At 66.9% G+C, this 15,085-nt stretch carries 14 protein-coding genes and 1 pseudogene; 10 read left to right on the top strand and 5 right to left on the bottom strand.

Annotation, left to right across the window (positions count from 1 at the left end):
- Positions 1-191: 191 nt before the first annotated feature.
- The 4 genes from BLS50_RS14485 to BLS50_RS14470 all read left to right on the top strand — a co-directional run bounded on the left by BLS50_RS14485 (position 192) and on the right by BLS50_RS14470 (position 2,936).
- On the top strand, positions 192-914 hold the full coding sequence (locus BLS50_RS14485; RefSeq protein ID WP_074802493.1) for a tetratricopeptide repeat protein: 723 nt from the start codon (positions 192-194) through the stop codon (positions 912-914).
- 39 nt (positions 915-953) lie between these two features.
- Positions 954-1,529 (top strand): peptidylprolyl isomerase, encoded by a 576-nt coding sequence (locus tag BLS50_RS14480; protein WP_006478429.1) that lies wholly within the window; start codon positions 954-956, stop codon positions 1,527-1,529.
- Positions 1,530-1,617: 88 nt separating this feature from the next.
- Complete coding sequence (locus BLS50_RS14475; RefSeq protein ID WP_006478428.1) at positions 1,618-2,109, top strand: peptidylprolyl isomerase; 492 nt, start codon at positions 1,618-1,620, stop codon at positions 2,107-2,109.
- Positions 2,110-2,135: 26 nt separating this feature from the next.
- On the top strand, positions 2,136-2,936 hold the full coding sequence (locus tag BLS50_RS14470; protein ID WP_074802492.1) for a UDP-2,3-diacylglucosamine diphosphatase: 801 nt from the start codon (positions 2,136-2,138) through the stop codon (positions 2,934-2,936).
- Between the two features lie 52 nt (positions 2,937-2,988).
- Here the strand turns inward: BLS50_RS14470 and cysE are convergent, their stop codons facing one another.
- Together cysE and BLS50_RS14460 are read right to left on the bottom strand one after the other, a co-directional pair.
- Positions 2,989-3,762 (bottom strand): serine O-acetyltransferase, encoded by a 774-nt coding sequence (cysE, locus tag BLS50_RS14465; RefSeq protein ID WP_074802491.1) that lies wholly within the window; start codon positions 3,760-3,762, stop codon positions 2,989-2,991.
- Between the two features lie 303 nt (positions 3,763-4,065).
- Complete coding sequence (locus tag BLS50_RS14460; protein ID WP_074802490.1) at positions 4,066-4,890, bottom strand: RNA methyltransferase; 825 nt, start codon at positions 4,888-4,890, stop codon at positions 4,066-4,068.
- Between the two features lie 280 nt (positions 4,891-5,170).
- Between BLS50_RS14460 and BLS50_RS14455 the strand changes: the two genes are divergently transcribed.
- Positions 5,171-5,974 carry an inositol monophosphatase family protein gene (locus BLS50_RS14455; RefSeq protein ID WP_011549489.1) on the top strand — a complete coding sequence of 268 codons (804 nt, stop codon included), beginning with the start codon at positions 5,171-5,173 and terminating at the stop codon, positions 5,972-5,974.
- A gap of 307 nt (positions 5,975-6,281) precedes the next feature.
- Positions 6,282-7,904: an NAD(P)/FAD-dependent oxidoreductase gene (locus BLS50_RS14450; RefSeq protein WP_074802489.1), complete on the top strand. Its 1,623-nt coding sequence runs from the start codon at positions 6,282-6,284 to the stop codon at positions 7,902-7,904.
- Positions 7,905-8,131: 227 nt separating this feature from the next.
- Here BLS50_RS14450 and BLS50_RS14445 read toward each other — a convergent pair whose 3' ends face one another.
- Entirely contained in the window at positions 8,132-8,458 is a 327-nt protein-coding gene (locus tag BLS50_RS14445) for an EthD family reductase (protein ID WP_027805802.1), read from the bottom strand.
- A gap of 343 nt (positions 8,459-8,801) precedes the next feature.
- Here BLS50_RS14445 and mutS point away from each other — a divergent pair, with 343 nt between their 5' ends.
- Together mutS and BLS50_RS14430 are read left to right on the top strand one after the other, a co-directional pair.
- Positions 8,802-11,459 carry a DNA mismatch repair protein MutS gene (gene mutS, locus BLS50_RS14435; RefSeq protein ID WP_074802488.1) on the top strand — a complete coding sequence of 886 codons (2,658 nt, stop codon included), beginning with the start codon at positions 8,802-8,804 and terminating at the stop codon, positions 11,457-11,459.
- 4 nt (positions 11,460-11,463) lie between these two features.
- On the top strand, positions 11,464-12,711 hold the full coding sequence (locus BLS50_RS14430) for a hypothetical protein (protein WP_074802815.1): 1,248 nt from the start codon (positions 11,464-11,466) through the stop codon (positions 12,709-12,711).
- Here BLS50_RS14430 and BLS50_RS14425 read toward each other — a convergent pair.
- Positions 12,691-13,233 (bottom strand): FKBP-type peptidyl-prolyl cis-trans isomerase, encoded by a 543-nt coding sequence (locus tag BLS50_RS14425; protein ID WP_011694320.1) that lies wholly within the window; start codon positions 13,231-13,233, stop codon positions 12,691-12,693. The genes BLS50_RS14430 and BLS50_RS14425 overlap by 21 nt on opposite strands.
- A gap of 32 nt (positions 13,234-13,265) precedes the next feature.
- Between BLS50_RS14425 and BLS50_RS14420 the strand changes: the two genes are divergently transcribed.
- Positions 13,266-14,486, top strand: a complete 1,221-nt coding sequence (locus BLS50_RS14420) for a cupin domain-containing protein (protein ID WP_074802487.1) — start codon at positions 13,266-13,268, stop codon at positions 14,484-14,486.
- A 56-nt stretch (positions 14,487-14,542) separates the two neighbouring features.
- A pseudogene (locus BLS50_RS36535) lies at positions 14,543-14,789 on the top strand (hypothetical protein).
- On the opposite strand, the gene BLS50_RS35930 reads toward BLS50_RS36535, so the two are convergent.
- Positions 14,790-14,993: a hypothetical protein gene (locus BLS50_RS35930; RefSeq protein ID WP_006487056.1), complete on the bottom strand. Its 204-nt coding sequence runs from the start codon at positions 14,991-14,993 to the stop codon at positions 14,790-14,792.
- Between the last annotated feature and the right edge of the window lie 92 nt (positions 14,994-15,085).

Here is a 15,085-nt window from a genome sequence, read left to right as displayed (position 1 = left end):
GCCCAGCATGTGAAACGGACGGACCATCTGCTGCGGCGCCAGGCCGCGCGTCCTCGATATCACATGGGGCGGTCAGGCTGCAAGCACAGCGGTGACGGCCACGAGAGGCTAAGAAAGACTGTCTGCCGCTCGCCGGAACGCGCAGACGTTTTGTTAGAATGGCTCGGAGTATAACATTCCGATTTACGCCTATGAAACCTCATCGCGGCCGCGCGCCGAGCGCTGCGACCCTCGTTGCGACCACCGTCATGAGCGTCGCGCTGACGCTTTTCGCGGCGCCCGCGGCGCATGCGCAAAAGGCCCCGGCGGTCGCCGACGGCACGCCCGAAATCGACGCATCGATCGCCGGCAAGCAGTGGCAGCAGGCGCTCGCGCAGCTCGACGCGCGCATCGCGTCGAACCCGCACGACGTGCAGGCGCAGTTCAAGCGCGGCACCGTGCTGGCCCGCCTGAACCGCGACGACGACGCGATCCAGCAGTTCGTCGCGATCACGCAGGCGTACCCCGAACTGCCCGAGCCGTACAACAACCTCGCGGCGCTCTACGCGAAGCACGGCCGCTATGACGAGGCGCGCACCGCGCTCGTCACCGCGACGCAATCGAACCCGGGCTACTCGCTCGCGTACGAGAACCTCGGCGATCTCTACCTGCGTCTCGCGGCCGAATCGTACAAGCGCGCGCAATCGCTCGGCCGCACGAGCGGCGCGACCGCGCAGCGCCTCGCCGATCTGCAGAAGATCGTGTCGCCGTCGAAAGCCGCGCCGAACGCCCGCGCGACGTCGCCGGCCACGCGCGACTACACCGACCGCGCCGCCGCGAACGTGAGCACCACCACGCTGCCGATGTCGCCGACGTTCCAGTTCAGCGGTCCGTCGGGCGCACTGGCGGCACCGTACGTCGCGCCGTCGCAATAAGCGGCGCGGCCTTCCTTCCCTCCCAACCTGAGGATCGCAATGAAACGTCTGTTGCTGGCGCTTGGCGGCGCCGCCCTTCTCGCGACCGCGCCCGCGTTCGCGCAAACGGCCACCGCGCACCCCGTCGTGCAGCTGAAGACCTCGCAGGGCGACATCCGCGTCGAGCTCTATCCGGAGAAGGCGCCGAAATCCGTCGCCAACTTCCTCGATTACGTGAAGGCCGGCCAGTACAACGGCACGATCTTCCATCGCGTGATCAAGGGCTTCATGATCCAGGGCGGCGGCTACAAGACCAACTTCGAGGAAAAGCCGACCCGCGCGCCGATCCCGCTGGAAAGCCGCAATGGTCTGAAGAACCTGACGGGCACGATCGCGATGGCGCGCACGAGCGATCCGAATTCGGCCACCGCGCAGTTCTTCATCAATACGGTCGACAACGGCGGCCTCGACTATCCGAACCCGGACGGCAACGGCTATGCGGTGTTCGGCAAGGTCGTGTCGGGCCTCGACGTCGTGAAGAAGATCGAAGGCGTGGCGACGACCTCGCGCGGCCCGATGCAGGACGTACCGGCGCAACCGGTCGTGATCGAGTCGGCGAGCATCGTCTCGAAGTAAGCACCTGCCGGCACGTCCGGCGCCACACGCGGCCGCGTCGCACGACCGGCCGCGTGCCATTTAAACCGCCTCACCGAAGGAATTCATCATGGTTGAACTGCATACGAACCACGGCGTGATCAAGCTCGAACTCGACGCCGCGAAGGCACCGAAGACGGTCGAGAACTTCCTGAACTACGTGAAGAAGGGCCATTACGACGGCACCGTGTTCCATCGCGTGATCAACGGCTTCATGATCCAGGGCGGCGGCTTCGAGCCGGGCCTGAAGCAGAAGCCGACCGACGCGCCGATCGACAACGAAGCGAACAACGGCCTGAAGAACGACAACTACACGGTCGCGATGGCACGCACGAACGATCCGCACTCGGCGACCGCCCAGTTCTTCATCAACGTGAACGACAACGACTTCCTGAACCACTCGTCGCCGACGCCGCAGGGCTGGGGCTACGCGGTGTTCGGCAAGGTCGTCGAAGGCCAGGACGTGGTCGACAAGATCAAGGGCGTCAAGACGGGCAACGCCGGCTTCCATCAGGACGTGCCGACCGACGACGTCGTGATCGAAAAGGCCGTGGTGGTCTGACGCATAGTCGTTACGGAGGCACTTCGATGTTGCAGGAGAGTCCGCCGCGAAGCGTCTCCGCGGGCGTGCCGGGCGAGCGCGAGTACGCGCAAGCCGCACGCCCGTTCCTGTTTCTCTCCGATCTGCACCTGAGCGAGGCGATTCCGAAGACGGTCGCCGCGTTCGAGCATTTCGTGAAATACACCGCCGACAGCGCCGACTCGGTGTTCATCCTCGGCGACCTGTTCGAATACTGGATCGGCGACGACATCCTCGACGACGATCCGTTCGCCGCGCGCATGGCCGCGCTGATGCACACGTTCTCGGAGCGCGGCATCGCGCTCTACGTGATGCACGGCAACCGTGATTTCCTGCTCGGCCGGCGCTTCATGAAGGCGGCCGGCGCGATGCTGCTGCCCGACCCTTCGCTGATCATGGCGTTCGGCCAGCGCATCGTGCTCGCGCACGGCGACGCGCAATGCACGGCCGACCGCGGCTACCAGGTGTTCCGGCGCTTCGCGCGCAATCGCGTCGCGCAATGGCTGTTTCTCGCGTGGCCGTTCCGCTGGCGCCGCGCGCTCGCGCGGCGCATGCGCTCGAACAGTGAAGCGGGCCGGATGCGCCCGGCTTCGGCCATCTACGACGTCACGCGGGATGGCGTGGCCGCGCTGTTCCGGAAAAGCCGCGCGAGCGTGATCATTCACGGCCACACGCACCGCCCCGCGCGCCACGCGGAGCCGGGCGGAATCCGCTGGGTGCTGCCCGACTGGGATCTCGATCACGGCACGCCGCGCGGCGGCTACCTGCGCGTCGACGCGGAAGGCATCCACGCGATGCCGCTCGACTGACGCCGGCGCTGCCGTCGCACTGACCGGCAGCGATCAGCGCCCATCGCGTGGGTTACGTCTGGCGTTCGACCGTCTTGCCTTCCAGCACCGCCGACAGCCTGCGCAGGTCGAGGCGCGCCGCGTCGGCGCCCTGCAGCGTTTCCAGATGCGTGCCGAGCCGCTCGAGCGCCGCGACGATCTCGTCGACGCGGCGGCTTTCCTTCGCCGCGTGATCGATCAGCCCGTGGATCGCGAGCGACATCGGATCGTCGGCGTTCGGCGTGATCCCGTATGCGCTGAATGCCGCGCGCTCGGTCTGCGGCTTCGGCTGCGCGGGCATCACGATGCGCGCCGGGTTGCCGACCGCCGTGCCGCCCGCCGGCACCGGCTTGACGACCACCGCGTTCGAACCGATCTTCGCGCCCGCGCCGACCGTGAAACCGCCGAGCACCTTCGCGCCGGCGCCGACGATCACGCCGGCCTCGAGCGTCGGGTGGCGCTTCGCGCCGCGCGTGAGCGACGTGCCGCCCAGCGTCACGCCCTGATAGATCGTGCAATCGTCGCCGATGATCGCCGTCTCGCCGATCACGACGCCCATGCCGTGATCGATGAACACGCGCCGGCCGATCGTCGCGCCGGGGTGAATCTCGATGCCGGTCAGGAACCGGCCGGCCTGCGACACGAACCGCGCGAGCCAGTAGCGCTTCGCGCGCCAGCATGCGTGCGCGAAACGGTGCAGCACGAGCGCATGCAGCCCCGGATAACAGGTCAGCACTTCCCACGCACTGCGAGCGGCGGGATCCCGCTCGCGAATCGTTGCGACGTCTTCGCGCAGTCTCGTGAACATGATGTGATCTGGGAAAAGGCCGGCGCGCATCGCCGGCAATGCCGGCCGTTATCGCGCCGGGTAATTTACTTATGACGTCCGGCGATTGTAGGGCCAGTCGTGCCCGGCCGCACGCGGCCGCGCGTTCACCCCGCCGTCGGCACGGGTATTAGGCCGGAACGCTTGCTACGCCGGGGTTTCCGGGGCCGATCGGTCGGGAGAAACAGCAGGTTCGACGCGTGCGGTCGGTCGACACATGGCCCGGCCGAACGCACGCCGCATCGAGCGAACTCCCCCGCCCCCGGCAATCGGAGCGCCAGCCGCTTACGCGTCGCCGCCCGGTTTGCCCGACTTCAGCAGGATGTGCTTCGCGATGCCGCGCAGGATGTTGACCTCCTCGCGCTCGAGGCCCGTGCGTGCGAACAGGCGCCGCAGCCGCGGCATCAGCTTCTTCGGATTGCGCGGATCGAGGAAGTCGAGCGCGATCAACGCGTTCTCGAGGTGCACGTACATCCGCTCGATCTCGTCGCTCTGCGCGAGCGTGCCGGCTTCGGCCTGCGGCTGCGCCGACGGCTCGCTCGCCTGCTCGAGAAACGCGACGCGCAACTCGTATGCGAGCACTTGCACGGCCTGCGCGAGATTCAGCGAACTGTAGGCCGGATTGGCCGGAATGTGCGCGAGCGCGCTGCACTGCTCGACATGCTCGTTCGCGAGACCGGTGCGCTCGTTGCCGAACACGAGCGCGATGTCGCCCGTGCCGACCTGCGCGCTCGCCTGTGTGGCAGCCGCGCGCGGCGCGAGGCGCGGCGGCCCGTATTCGCGCGTGCGCGCGGTCAGCGCGATCGACCAGTGCACGCCGGACAGCGCTTCGCCGAGCGTCGGCACGACATGCGCGGACGCGAGGACGTCGTCCGCGCCGCTGGCCATCGCGATCGCCTCGGGGTCGCTCTGCACGTGCGGCACGCGCGGCGCGACCAGCACGAGGCGGGAGAAGCCCATCGTCTTCAGCGCGCGGGCGGCCGCCCCGACGTTGCCGGGATGGCTCGGCTCGACGAGCACGAAGCGGGTGGACGTGAAGCCGCCGGACGGCGGCGGGGACGAGGCCACGCCCGATTCGGACGGCGCGGCGGTGTTCTGCGGAGTTTCCACTACGATACGACTCGGTTCATCAGAATGGCCGTATGGTATCGCCATCGCCCCGGCAAACCCACTCGTCCGGATGGCCAGTGGGGGTTTCCCCGCATGCCGGTCGCCTGAAACCGCCGAAAATCGGGTAAAATCATGCCTTTACGCGTTGCGCCCGGCGCAGCGCGGGTCGTACCCCGCTCTTTGTCAATTCGCGTCTCACCTCGCCCCGGCACGCTTGCGCCGTTCCGGGCGGTTGTCCCACTTCGTGGCGGCCCTGCCGCCGGCTACAGGATCCAGGCTCATGCATCCCATGCTCAACATTGCTGTCAAGGCTGCGCGCCGCGCCGGACAGATCATCAATCGCGCGTCCCTCGATCTCGACCTGATCGAGATCCGCAAGAAGCAGCAGAACGACTTCGTCACCGAAGTGGACAAGGCCGCCGAAGACGCGATCATCGAGACGCTGAAGACCGCCTACCCCGACCACGCGATCCTCGCGGAGGAATCGGGCGAATCCGAGAACGAATCCGAATTCAAGTGGATCATCGATCCGCTCGACGGCACGACCAACTTCATCCACGGCTTCCCGTACTACTGCGTGTCGATCGCGCTCGAGCACAAGGGCGTCGTCACGCAGGCCGTCGTCTACGATCCGAACAAGAACGACCTGTTCACGGCCACCCGCGGCCGCGGCGCGTACCTGAACGACCGCCGCATCCGCGTCGGCCGCCGCGACCGCCTGGCAGATGCACTCGTCGGCACGGGCTTCCCGTTCCGCGAGAAGGACGGCCTCGACGCCTACGCACGCCTCTTCACCGAAATGACGCAGGCCTGCACGGGCCTGCGCCGCCCGGGCGCGGCGGCACTCGATCTCGCGAACGTCGCGGCCGGCCGCCTCGACGCGTTCTTCGAGCAAGGCATCAACGTGTGGGACATGGCGGCGGGCAGCCTGCTGATCACCGAGGCCGGCGGCCTCGTCGGCAACTACACGGGCGACGCCGATTTCCTGCATCGCCACGAGATCGTCGCCGCGAACCCGAAGATCTACGCGCAGATGATCCCGATCCTGAACCGCTACAGCCGCGTGCATCCGGCAGCGGAGTAAGCCCGGGCCGCGCCCGCGTGGCGCGGCTTTCACGCAAACCGCTCGCGCGGCATCGTCATGATGGCGCGCCGATCGCCCGACATACGAGACAATTTTCCGTGCACACGGGCTGCTTCGTGCGCCTATCCTGAAGTTGCCCGAGTTGCCCGGACGAGTCGGCGTACTGCCGCCCGCACCGCTTGTCCCGCAACGACAGCGAAGGGTTTGCGTCCGGCATGCCCGCGCGGCGAACGACGCCGCCGCCGGGGTGCCGGCCCCGCCTGTATCAACACCGCCACGGCGCCGTGGCAATCGCATCCGAGTCCCCATGTTACGGCTAAGCGAAATTAAACTCCCCCTCGACCACCCCGAGAGCGCGCTCGAGGCCGCGATTCGCGCGCGCCTCGCGGAGCTCGGCGTGGCGCCAGACCAACTGCTCCGTTACACCGTGTTCCGCCGCGCGCACGACGCCCGCAAGCGTGCCGACATCAAGCTCACGTATATCGTCGATATCGAGGTCAAGGACGAAGCGGCCGCGCTCGAGCGCATCGCCGGCAAGCCGCATTGCGGCGTGACGCCCGACATGGCGTACCACTTCGTCACGAAGGCGCCCGAACACGCCGACTTCCTGCGCCCGGTCGTCATCGGCATGGGGCCGTGCGGGCTGTTCGCGGGGCTGATCCTCGCGCAGATGGGGTTCCGTCCCATCATCCTCGAACGCGGCAAGGCCGTGCGCGAGCGCACCAAGGACACCTTCGGCCTGTGGCGCAAGAGCGTGCTCAATCCCGAATCCAACGTGCAGTTCGGCGAAGGCGGCGCGGGGACGTTTTCCGACGGCAAGCTGTACAGCCAGATCAAGGATCCGAACCACTATGGCCGCAAGGTGCTGGACGAATTCGTCAAGGCCGGTGCGCCCGAGGACATCCTGTACCTGAGCCGCCCGCACATCGGCACGTTCCGCCTCGTCAGCATGGTGGAAAAAATGCGCGCGTCGATCCACGAACTCGGTGGCGAAGTGCGTTTCGAAACCCGCGTCGACGACATCGAAATCGACCAGGGCAAGGTGCGCGCGCTCAAGCTGTCGAACGGCGAAACGCTGCGGTGCGACCGCGTGGTGCTGGCCGTGGGCCACAGCGCGCGCGACACGTTCCAGATGCTGCACGACCGCGGCGTCTATATCGAAGCGAAACCGTTCTCGCTGGGTTTCCGCATCGAGCATCCACAGGGGCTGATCGATCGCAGCCGCTTCGGCAAGTTCGCGGGCCACAAGCAGCTCGGCGCGGCCGACTACAAGGTGGTCCACCACTGCAGCAACGGGCGCGCGGTCTACAGCTTCTGCATGTGCCCCGGCGGCACGGTGGTCGCCGCGACCTCGGAGCCGGGCCGCGTGGTCACCAACGGGATGAGCCAGTATTCCCGCGCGGAGCGCAACGCGAATGCGGGCATCGTCGTCGGCATCACGCCGGACGATTATCCGGGCGGCCCGCTCGCCGGCATCGCGTTCCAGCGCAAATGGGAAGAACGCGCGTTCGAGCTCGGCGGCGGCGACTACCGCGCGCCGGGCCAGCTGGTCGGCGATTTCATCGCGGGCCGGCCGTCGACGTCGCTGGGCTCGGTGGAGCCGTCGTACAAGCCCGGCGTGAATCCGACCGACCTCAGTACCGCACTGCCGGACTACGTGATCGAGGCGATCCGCGAAGCGCTGCCCGAGATCGACAAGAAGATCGCCGGCTTCGCGATGCACGACGCCGTGCTCACCGGCGTGGAGACGCGCACGTCGTCGCCGATCCGGATTCGACGCAAGGACGACTACCAGAGCATGAACGTCGAAGGCCTGTATCCGGCCGGCGAAGGCGCGGGATATGCGGGCGGCATCTATTCGGCGGCGATCGACGGCATCGAAGTCGCGCAGGCGGTGGCGCTCAGTCTGACGTCGGGGCACGCGTCCTGACCTGCGGTGGCGGGTCGGGACGCGCAGGTTCGTGACCTGAGCGCCGCCGGCCTGCCCCGCCGTGGCTTCATGGACGCTTCATTCGTGGCTCGACGCACGGAATTTCGTACTGCCCTTTCCGCGGCGGCAAGCGTATCCGATCAGGCCAAGCGAGCGCGATCCGCGCCACGATAGCGCGGGCGCTGCGTCATACACGGATGCGATGCCTGGCGATATCCGAACCCTGGTTAGCCTTCCGAACGCTCCACGACCACCTCACTGATTTGCAGCACGGGGCGTATATCCGTGTAATTGGCGATGTCGGCCATGATCTCCTGCGCGTGCGGATCGCGGGCTGCCTGAAAAGCTTCGATGGACGTGCAGACGAAATCGCACTTGGCGACGTAAACAGGGTCCGCGCCGGGAGCGCCGCCTGCGATACCCTTGTCCACCGTGTAGTACAAGCATGCCGCGCCGAGCCGCTGTTTCACCATTGGCATGTGCGTATCGCGGTAGTAAGCATGGTCGAAGCGCGCGCCTGCGGCGTACGGGTACATGACACTGACTTTGATCATCGAGGTTCTCCTGTTGCCGCACGGTAATCGAGGCGCCGTCGCGCGCGAGACGACATCGAGGCCGCCGATATAGGCGTGGTCAAGGTTGCTCCCGGACACGGCGAGCGCATTCTGCTGATTGTAAGTGAACCCGTCTTGCCAGTTTGGTGGCGCCGGATGCCCGACGCCGCGGGAGCGGCCCGGCGATCCCGGACGCTTCGTGGGTGGGCAGTCGGGCGAGTACATTCGTCACATCGCGACGACTCGGCATCACCGGCCATCGGCCAAACGGCGAACTTCGCGCGTGGACGTCGAAGCCACTGGTAAACTCGGGCAACCCAAGCAACAACTTCATGCCTGATCTATGACCACGCTGTCGCCCGAGGCCTTTGCCGGCCACACCCCGATGATGCAGCAGTACTTGCGCATCAAGGCCGATCATCCGGACACGCTCGTCTTCTACCGGATGGGCGACTTCTACGAGCTGTTCTTCGAGGACGCGGAAAAAGCGGCACGCCTGCTCGACCTGACCCTCACGCAGCGCGGCGCGTCGGCCGGCACGCCGATCAAGATGGCCGGCGTCCCGCATCACGCGGTCGAGCAGTATCTGGCGAAGCTCGTGAAGATGGGCGAATCGGTCGCGATCTGCGAGCAGATCGGCGACCCCGCCACGTCGAAGGGCCCGGTCGAGCGCAAGGTCGTGCGCGTCGTCACGCCCGGCACGCTGACCGATGCCGCGCTGCTGTCCGACAAGAACGACGTCTATCTGCTCGCGATGTGCACCGGCCACAACAAGCGCGGCGTCGCGGTCAATATCGGCCTCGCATGGCTGAACCTCGCGAGCGGCGCATTGCGGCTCGCCGAAATCGAGCCCGACCAGCTTGCCGCCGCGCTCGAACGCATCCGGCCGGCCGAAATCCTGACGCCGGACGGCGCAACCGACACCATTCCCACCGGCGCGGGCGCAAGCAAGCGCATGCCGGCCTGGCACTTCGACATCGCGTCGGGCACGCAGCGGCTGTGCGATCAACTCGACGTCGCGAGCCTCGACGGCTTCGGCGCGCATTCGCTGACGAGCGCGTGCGGCGCGGCCGGCGCGCTGCTGCTCTATGCCGCGGCCACGCAAGGCCAGCAACTGCGGCACGTGCGCAGCCTGAAGGTGGAGAACGAAACCGAATACATCGGGCTCGACCCGGCCACGCGCCGCAACCTCGAATTGACCGAAACGCTGCGCGGCACCGAGTCGCCCACGCTGTATTCGCTGCTCGACACCTGCTGCACGACGATGGGCAGCCGCCTGCTGCGTCACTGGCTGCATCACCCGCCGCGCGCGTCGGTCGCCGCGCAGTCACGCCAGCAGGCGATCGGCGCGCTGCTCGATGCACCGGCCAACGCGAGCCTCGATGCGCTGCGCAGTGCGCTGCGCCAGATCGCCGACGTCGAACGGATCACCGGGCGGCTCGCGCTGCTGTCCGCTCGCCCGCGCGACCTGTCGAGCCTGCGCGACACGTTCGCCGCGCTGCCGGCGCTGCGCGAGCGCATCAGCGCGATCGTCGCGAACGCGGATGCGCTCGCGCGCGTCGACGCGGCGCTCGCGCCCCCTGCCGAATGCCTCGACCTGCTGACGAGCGCGATCGCCCCCGAGCCGGCCGCGATGGTGCGTGATGGCGGCGTGATCGCACGTGGCTACGATGCCGAGCTCGACGAACTGCGCGACATTTCCGAGAACTGCGGGCAGTTCCTGATCGATCTCGAAGCGCGCGAGCGCGCGCGCACCGGCATCGCGAACCTGCGCGTCGAATACAACAAGGTGCACGGCTTCTACATCGAGGTCACGCGCGGCCAGACCGACAAGGTGCCCGACGATTACCGCCGCCGCCAGACGCTGAAGAACGCCGAGCGCTACATCACGCCGGAACTGAAGACCTTCGAGGACAAGGCACTGTCCGCGCAGGAACGCGCGTTGGCGCGCGAGCGCGCGCTGTACGACTCGGTGTTGCAGGCGCTGCTGCCGTTCATCCCCGAATGCCAGCGCGTCGCCTCGGCCCTCGCCGAGCTCGACCTGCTCGCCGCCTTCGCCGAACGCGCACGCGCACTCGACTGGGTCGCGCCGACCTTCACCGACGAGATCGGCATCGAAATCGAACAGGGCCGCCACCCGGTCGTCGAAGCGCAGGTCGAGCAGTTCATCGCCAACGACTGCCGATTCGGCACCGAGCGCAAGCTGCTGCTGATCACCGGACCGAACATGGGCGGTAAGTCGACGTTCATGCGGCAGACCGCGCTGATCGCGCTGATGGCGTACGTCGGCAGCTACGTGCCGGCGAAGTCGGCGTGCTTCGGTCCGATCGACCGGATCTTCACGCGCATCGGCGCGGCCGACGATCTCGCGGGCGGCCGCTCGACCTTCATGGTCGAGATGACCGAAGCGGCGGCGATCCTCAACGACGCGACACCGCAAAGCCTCGTGCTGATGGACGAGATCGGCCGCGGCACGTCGACCTTCGACGGCCTTGCGCTCGCCTGGGCCATCGCGCGCCACCTGCTGGCGCACAACGCGTGCTACACGCTGTTCGCGACGCACTACTTCGAGCTGACACAACTGCCGGCCGAATTCCCGCAGGCGGCCAACGTCCACCTGTCGGCCGTCGAGCACGGCCACGGCATCGTGTTCCTGCACGCGGTCAACGAAGGCCCGGCGAACCAGAGCTACGGCCTCCAGGTTGCGCAACTCGCGGGCGTCCCGGCACCGGTGATCCGCGCCGCACGCAAGCACCTCGCGTATCTCGAACAGCAGTCGGCATCCCAGCACACGCCGCAACTCGATCTCTTCAGCGCGCCGCCCGCGGCCGTCGACGATCTCGAATGCGCGGACGCGCCGGCATTGCCCGACACGCCGCATCCGGCGCTCGAAAAGCTGCGCGACATCGATCCCGACGATCTCAAGCCGCGAGAGGCGCTCGACCTGTTGTATGAATTGCGCACGCTGGTCCGGTCGCACGATGCCGACGGGCACGCGTAAGCGCATGCCGCGGGGCCTGCCGGCCCGCGCCGCCGCCGCGCTCGTCGCGGCGGCGCTTGCGCTGGCGCAGGCCGATGCACTGGCCGCGCCGCCCAAGCGCAGCGCAGCGACCTACTCGTTCGCGGTCGTGTCGGGCGTCATCGATGCTCCGGCGGACGAACCGGCTGCGCAGCGGCTGCTCGATGCGATCGCACGCGAGCGCAATCTCGCGTTCGTCGTCTACGCAGGCGATCTCAAAGGCTCGAAGGAAGCATGCCGCGACGCGCTGTATTCGCAGCGCGGGGCGATCCTGGATACGGCGCGCGTGCCGCTCGTGTTCATTCCCGGCCACGACGACTGGATCGCCTGCAACACCGCGGCCGGCGGCGGCTACGATCCGGTCGAGCGGCTCGACTTCCTGCGGCAGACGCTGCTCGCCGATTCGGCACTGCCCGACCCCGGTGTACTGCAGATCACGCGGGAGAGCGAAGTCGCACGGTTCCGGCCGTATCGCGAGAACGCACGCTGGATGCGCGACGACATCGTGTACGTCGCACTCAATGCGCCCGCGCCGAACAACCATTATTTAACCGCGGGCGGCCGCAACGGCGAATTCGAGGACCGCATCATCGCGAACGGCTTCTGGATCGATCACGCGGCCGAATATGCGAAGCGGCGCGAAGCGCGCGCGATGGTCGTGATGTTCGAAGGCGATCCGCAATTCGAACGCTATGAACGCGCGGAACGCTTTGCCTGGCTGCGTTTCAACCGGCCGCGCGTGCGCGACGGCTTCCGCGAACTGAAACGAACGTTGGTGAAGGCGGCGGCGACGTTCCGCGGCCCCATTCTGGTGATGCACGCGAGCGGCGAACCGCTGCCGAACGGCTTTCTGATCGACCGTCCGCTGCATGCCGACGACGGTGAACTGGTAGGAAACGTGACGCGCGTCGCGATCGGACCGCGCCATCCGGCGAATCAGTGGGTGAAAGTGAGCGTATCGCCGGCACGGCAGACGATCTTCAACGTGAGCCTGCAGGAGGTGCCGAAGAACCTGCCCATACCGCCCACGCTGCCGCTCGTGCCGCGCGACGACGTGCCGCTGCCACAGATGCCGGAAATCCCCGCGCTGCCGGCGCTGCCCGACGCGTCGTCGGTCGCGCCGCCGTTACAGGGTGACAGCGCCGCACCGGGCGGCGCGTCGTGGCCGGCACCGCCCGCCGCATCGGGGCCGGCGCCGGGCCTGCCGGCAAGCTCAGTGCAGCGTACGCCCTGACGGCGCTTCGCCGTCTTCGTCGTCGTCCTCGTCGACGATCTCGAGCCCTTCCGCGCCATGCGCGTGCTCGTGCTCGATTTCGTCTTCGGTGGCTTCGCGAACGTCCTTCACGGTCAGCGCGAAACGCAGCGCCATGCCCGCCAGCGGGTGATTGCCGTCGAGCACGACTTTGTCCTCGGCGATATCGGTGACCGTATAGATCAGCGAGTCGGCTTCCTCGTCACCGTCTTCCGGCGTGCCTTCGAACTGCATGCCCACTTCGAGCGGCTCGGGAAAACGGTCGCGCGGCTCGATCTTCACGAGCTCGGGATCGTAGTCGCCGAACGCGTCTTCCGGCTCGAGCTGGATCTGCGCCTGGTAGCCTGCCTCGTGGCCGTCGAGCTGTTCCTCGATCTTGGGGAACGTGCCATCATAGCCGCCGTGCAGATAGACCATCGGCTCGTCGCTTTCCTCGATCAGATTGCCCTGTGCGTCCGACAGCTTGTAAGTGACCGACACGACGGTGTTTTTTGCGATTTTCATCCAATTCTCCCAAATACAAGTCTCATTATACGATGCGCAACCGGTCTCAAGCCGAACCGCGGGATACCGCTGCCGCCCCGCTCGGCGCGCCGCCCTCCGATCTTCCCACGCCGCTGCTCGGCGGCCTCACGCCGGCGCAATTCATGCGCGGCTACTGGCAAAAGAAGCCGCTGCTGATCCGCCAGGCGATCCCCGGCGTCGCGTCGCCGGTCACGCGCGATGCGCTGTTCGAGCTCGCCGCCGACTATGACGCGGAATCGCGATTGATCACCCATTTTCGTAACAAGTGGCAACTGGCGCACGGTCCGTTCGAGCCCGACGCGCTGCCTCCCGTGACGCGCAAATCCTGGACCCTGCTCGTGCAGGGGCTCGACCTGCACGTCGACGCGGCGCGCGCGTTGCTCGACCGGTTCCGTTTCATCCCCGACGCGCGGCTGGACGACCTGATGATCTCGTATGCGACGGACGGCGGCGGCGTCGGCCCGCACTTCGACTCGTATGACGTGTTCCTGCTGCAGGTCGAAGGCCGGCGCCGCTGGCGGGTCGGCGCGCAGAAGGATCTGTCGCTGCAGCCGGACGTGCCGCTGAAGATCCTCGAGAACTTCGAGCCGAGCGACGAATGGGTGCTGGAGCCCGGCGACATGCTGTACCTGCCGCCGCACATCGCGCACGACGGCGTGGCCGAAGGCGAGTGCATGACCTGCTCGATCGGCTTCCGGGCGCCGTCCGCCGGCGAGCTGAGCGCCCAGTTCCTGTACTACCTCGCGGAACGCGGCGGCCTGCGCGACGCGGGGAGCGACGATCTCTACCGCGATCCGAAGCAGCCGGCCGTCGATGCGCCCGCGCAACTGCCGCCGGCGATGGTCGAACGCGTGGCCGAGATCGTCGACGCGATCCGCTGGCGCAAGCGCGACGTCGCCGAATTCCTCGGCTGCTACCTGAGCGAGCCCAAATCGAACGTCGTTTTCGACCCGCCCGAGCGCCCGCTGTCCGAGGCCGCATTCGTCACGCAAGCGTCACGCCGTGGCGTGCGTCTCGACAGAAGGGCCGCATTGATGTATAACGCGCGCTCGTACTTCATTAATGGCGAGGAAGAACCGCTCGAGGAAGCCGAGGAATGGCTCCCCGAACTGGCCAATCAACGTCAGATGGAGGCGAAACGGTTTGTAACACTATCCCGGGTCCCTTCGATGACAGCCTTGTTGCACGAGTGGTATCGTGCGGGCTGGATACGGGTCGGAAACCGGAATTAGTGTGAGTCGCCCCGTATGCCCGTACAGATCAAATTCTGTATGGGAAAGACAACGTATTGACCCCGCATTTGTCGACGGTCGATAGGAAAGTGCATATAATTTCCGCCCAAGCCGTAGGGAAGATTCACGCTCTAAGAAGTGCATCTCCACCAGCGGCCCAGGTCGGTGTTGGAGCACATTACCGGTATTGTTTCGCGCTGTTGCTTACCTTTAACCATAAAAGGACGTGATCATGAAGAAATCCCTCCTCGTAGCTTCCCTGTTGGCTGCTGTTGCACTGGCTGCTTGCAACAAGAGCGCTGATCAAGCTGCTTCGTCGGCTGCAAGCGACGCGGCTGCTGCTGCTTCGTCGGCTGCTTCGGCAGTTGCTGGTGCTGCGAGCGACGCTTCGGCTGCTGCTTCGTCGGCAACGGCTGCTGCGAGCGACGCTGCTGCTGCAGTGGCGTCGGCTGCTTCGGCAGCGACGGCTGCTCCGGCTTCGGGCGCAAGCCAGTAAGCCTTCAGCATCAGCTGAAAAAAACCGGCCCGAGGGCCGGTTTTTTTACGTCTGCCGCTTTCGAATCGAGCGGCCGGCAGACGCTTCGGGCCGCAGCAGCAGC

Origin of the sequence: Burkholderia orbicola (assembly GCF_900100915.1) — a bacterium.
Classification (GTDB): domain Bacteria; phylum Pseudomonadota; class Gammaproteobacteria; order Burkholderiales; family Burkholderiaceae; genus Burkholderia; species Burkholderia orbicola.
Note: the sequence above shows the minus strand (reverse complement) of the source record. Positions and strands in the feature narration are given on the sequence as shown.

Bases quoted from the DNA above. Each gene is read 5' to 3' on its own strand.
- BLS50_RS14485 (WP_074802493.1), top strand. From the start codon at position 192: ATGAAACCTCATCGCGGCCGCGCGCCGAGCGCTGCGACCCTCGTTGCG.
- BLS50_RS14480 (WP_006478429.1), top strand. From the start codon at position 954: ATGAAACGTCTGTTGCTGGCGCTTGGCGGCGCCGCCCTTCTCGCGACC.
- BLS50_RS14475 (WP_006478428.1), top strand. From the start codon at position 1,618: ATGGTTGAACTGCATACGAACCACGGCGTGATCAAGCTCGAACTCGAC.
- BLS50_RS14470 (WP_074802492.1), top strand. From the start codon at position 2,136: ATGTTGCAGGAGAGTCCGCCGCGAAGCGTCTCCGCGGGCGTGCCGGGC.
- cysE (WP_074802491.1), bottom strand. From the start codon at position 3,762: ATGTTCACGAGACTGCGCGAAGACGTCGCAACGATTCGCGAGCGGGAT.
- BLS50_RS14455 (WP_011549489.1), top strand. From the start codon at position 5,171: ATGCATCCCATGCTCAACATTGCTGTCAAGGCTGCGCGCCGCGCCGGA.
- BLS50_RS14450 (WP_074802489.1), top strand. From the start codon at position 6,282: ATGTTACGGCTAAGCGAAATTAAACTCCCCCTCGACCACCCCGAGAGC.
- BLS50_RS14445 (WP_027805802.1), bottom strand. From the start codon at position 8,458: ATGATCAAAGTCAGTGTCATGTACCCGTACGCCGCAGGCGCGCGCTTC.
- mutS (WP_074802488.1), top strand. From the start codon at position 8,802: ATGACCACGCTGTCGCCCGAGGCCTTTGCCGGCCACACCCCGATGATG.
- BLS50_RS14430 (WP_074802815.1), top strand. From the start codon at position 11,464: ATGCCGCGGGGCCTGCCGGCCCGCGCCGCCGCCGCGCTCGTCGCGGCG.
- BLS50_RS14425 (WP_011694320.1), bottom strand. From the start codon at position 13,233: ATGAAAATCGCAAAAAACACCGTCGTGTCGGTCACTTACAAGCTGTCG.
- BLS50_RS14420 (WP_074802487.1), top strand. From the start codon at position 13,266: ATGCGCAACCGGTCTCAAGCCGAACCGCGGGATACCGCTGCCGCCCCG.
- BLS50_RS35930 (WP_006487056.1), bottom strand. From the start codon at position 14,993: ATGCTGAAGGCTTACTGGCTTGCGCCCGAAGCCGGAGCAGCCGTCGCT.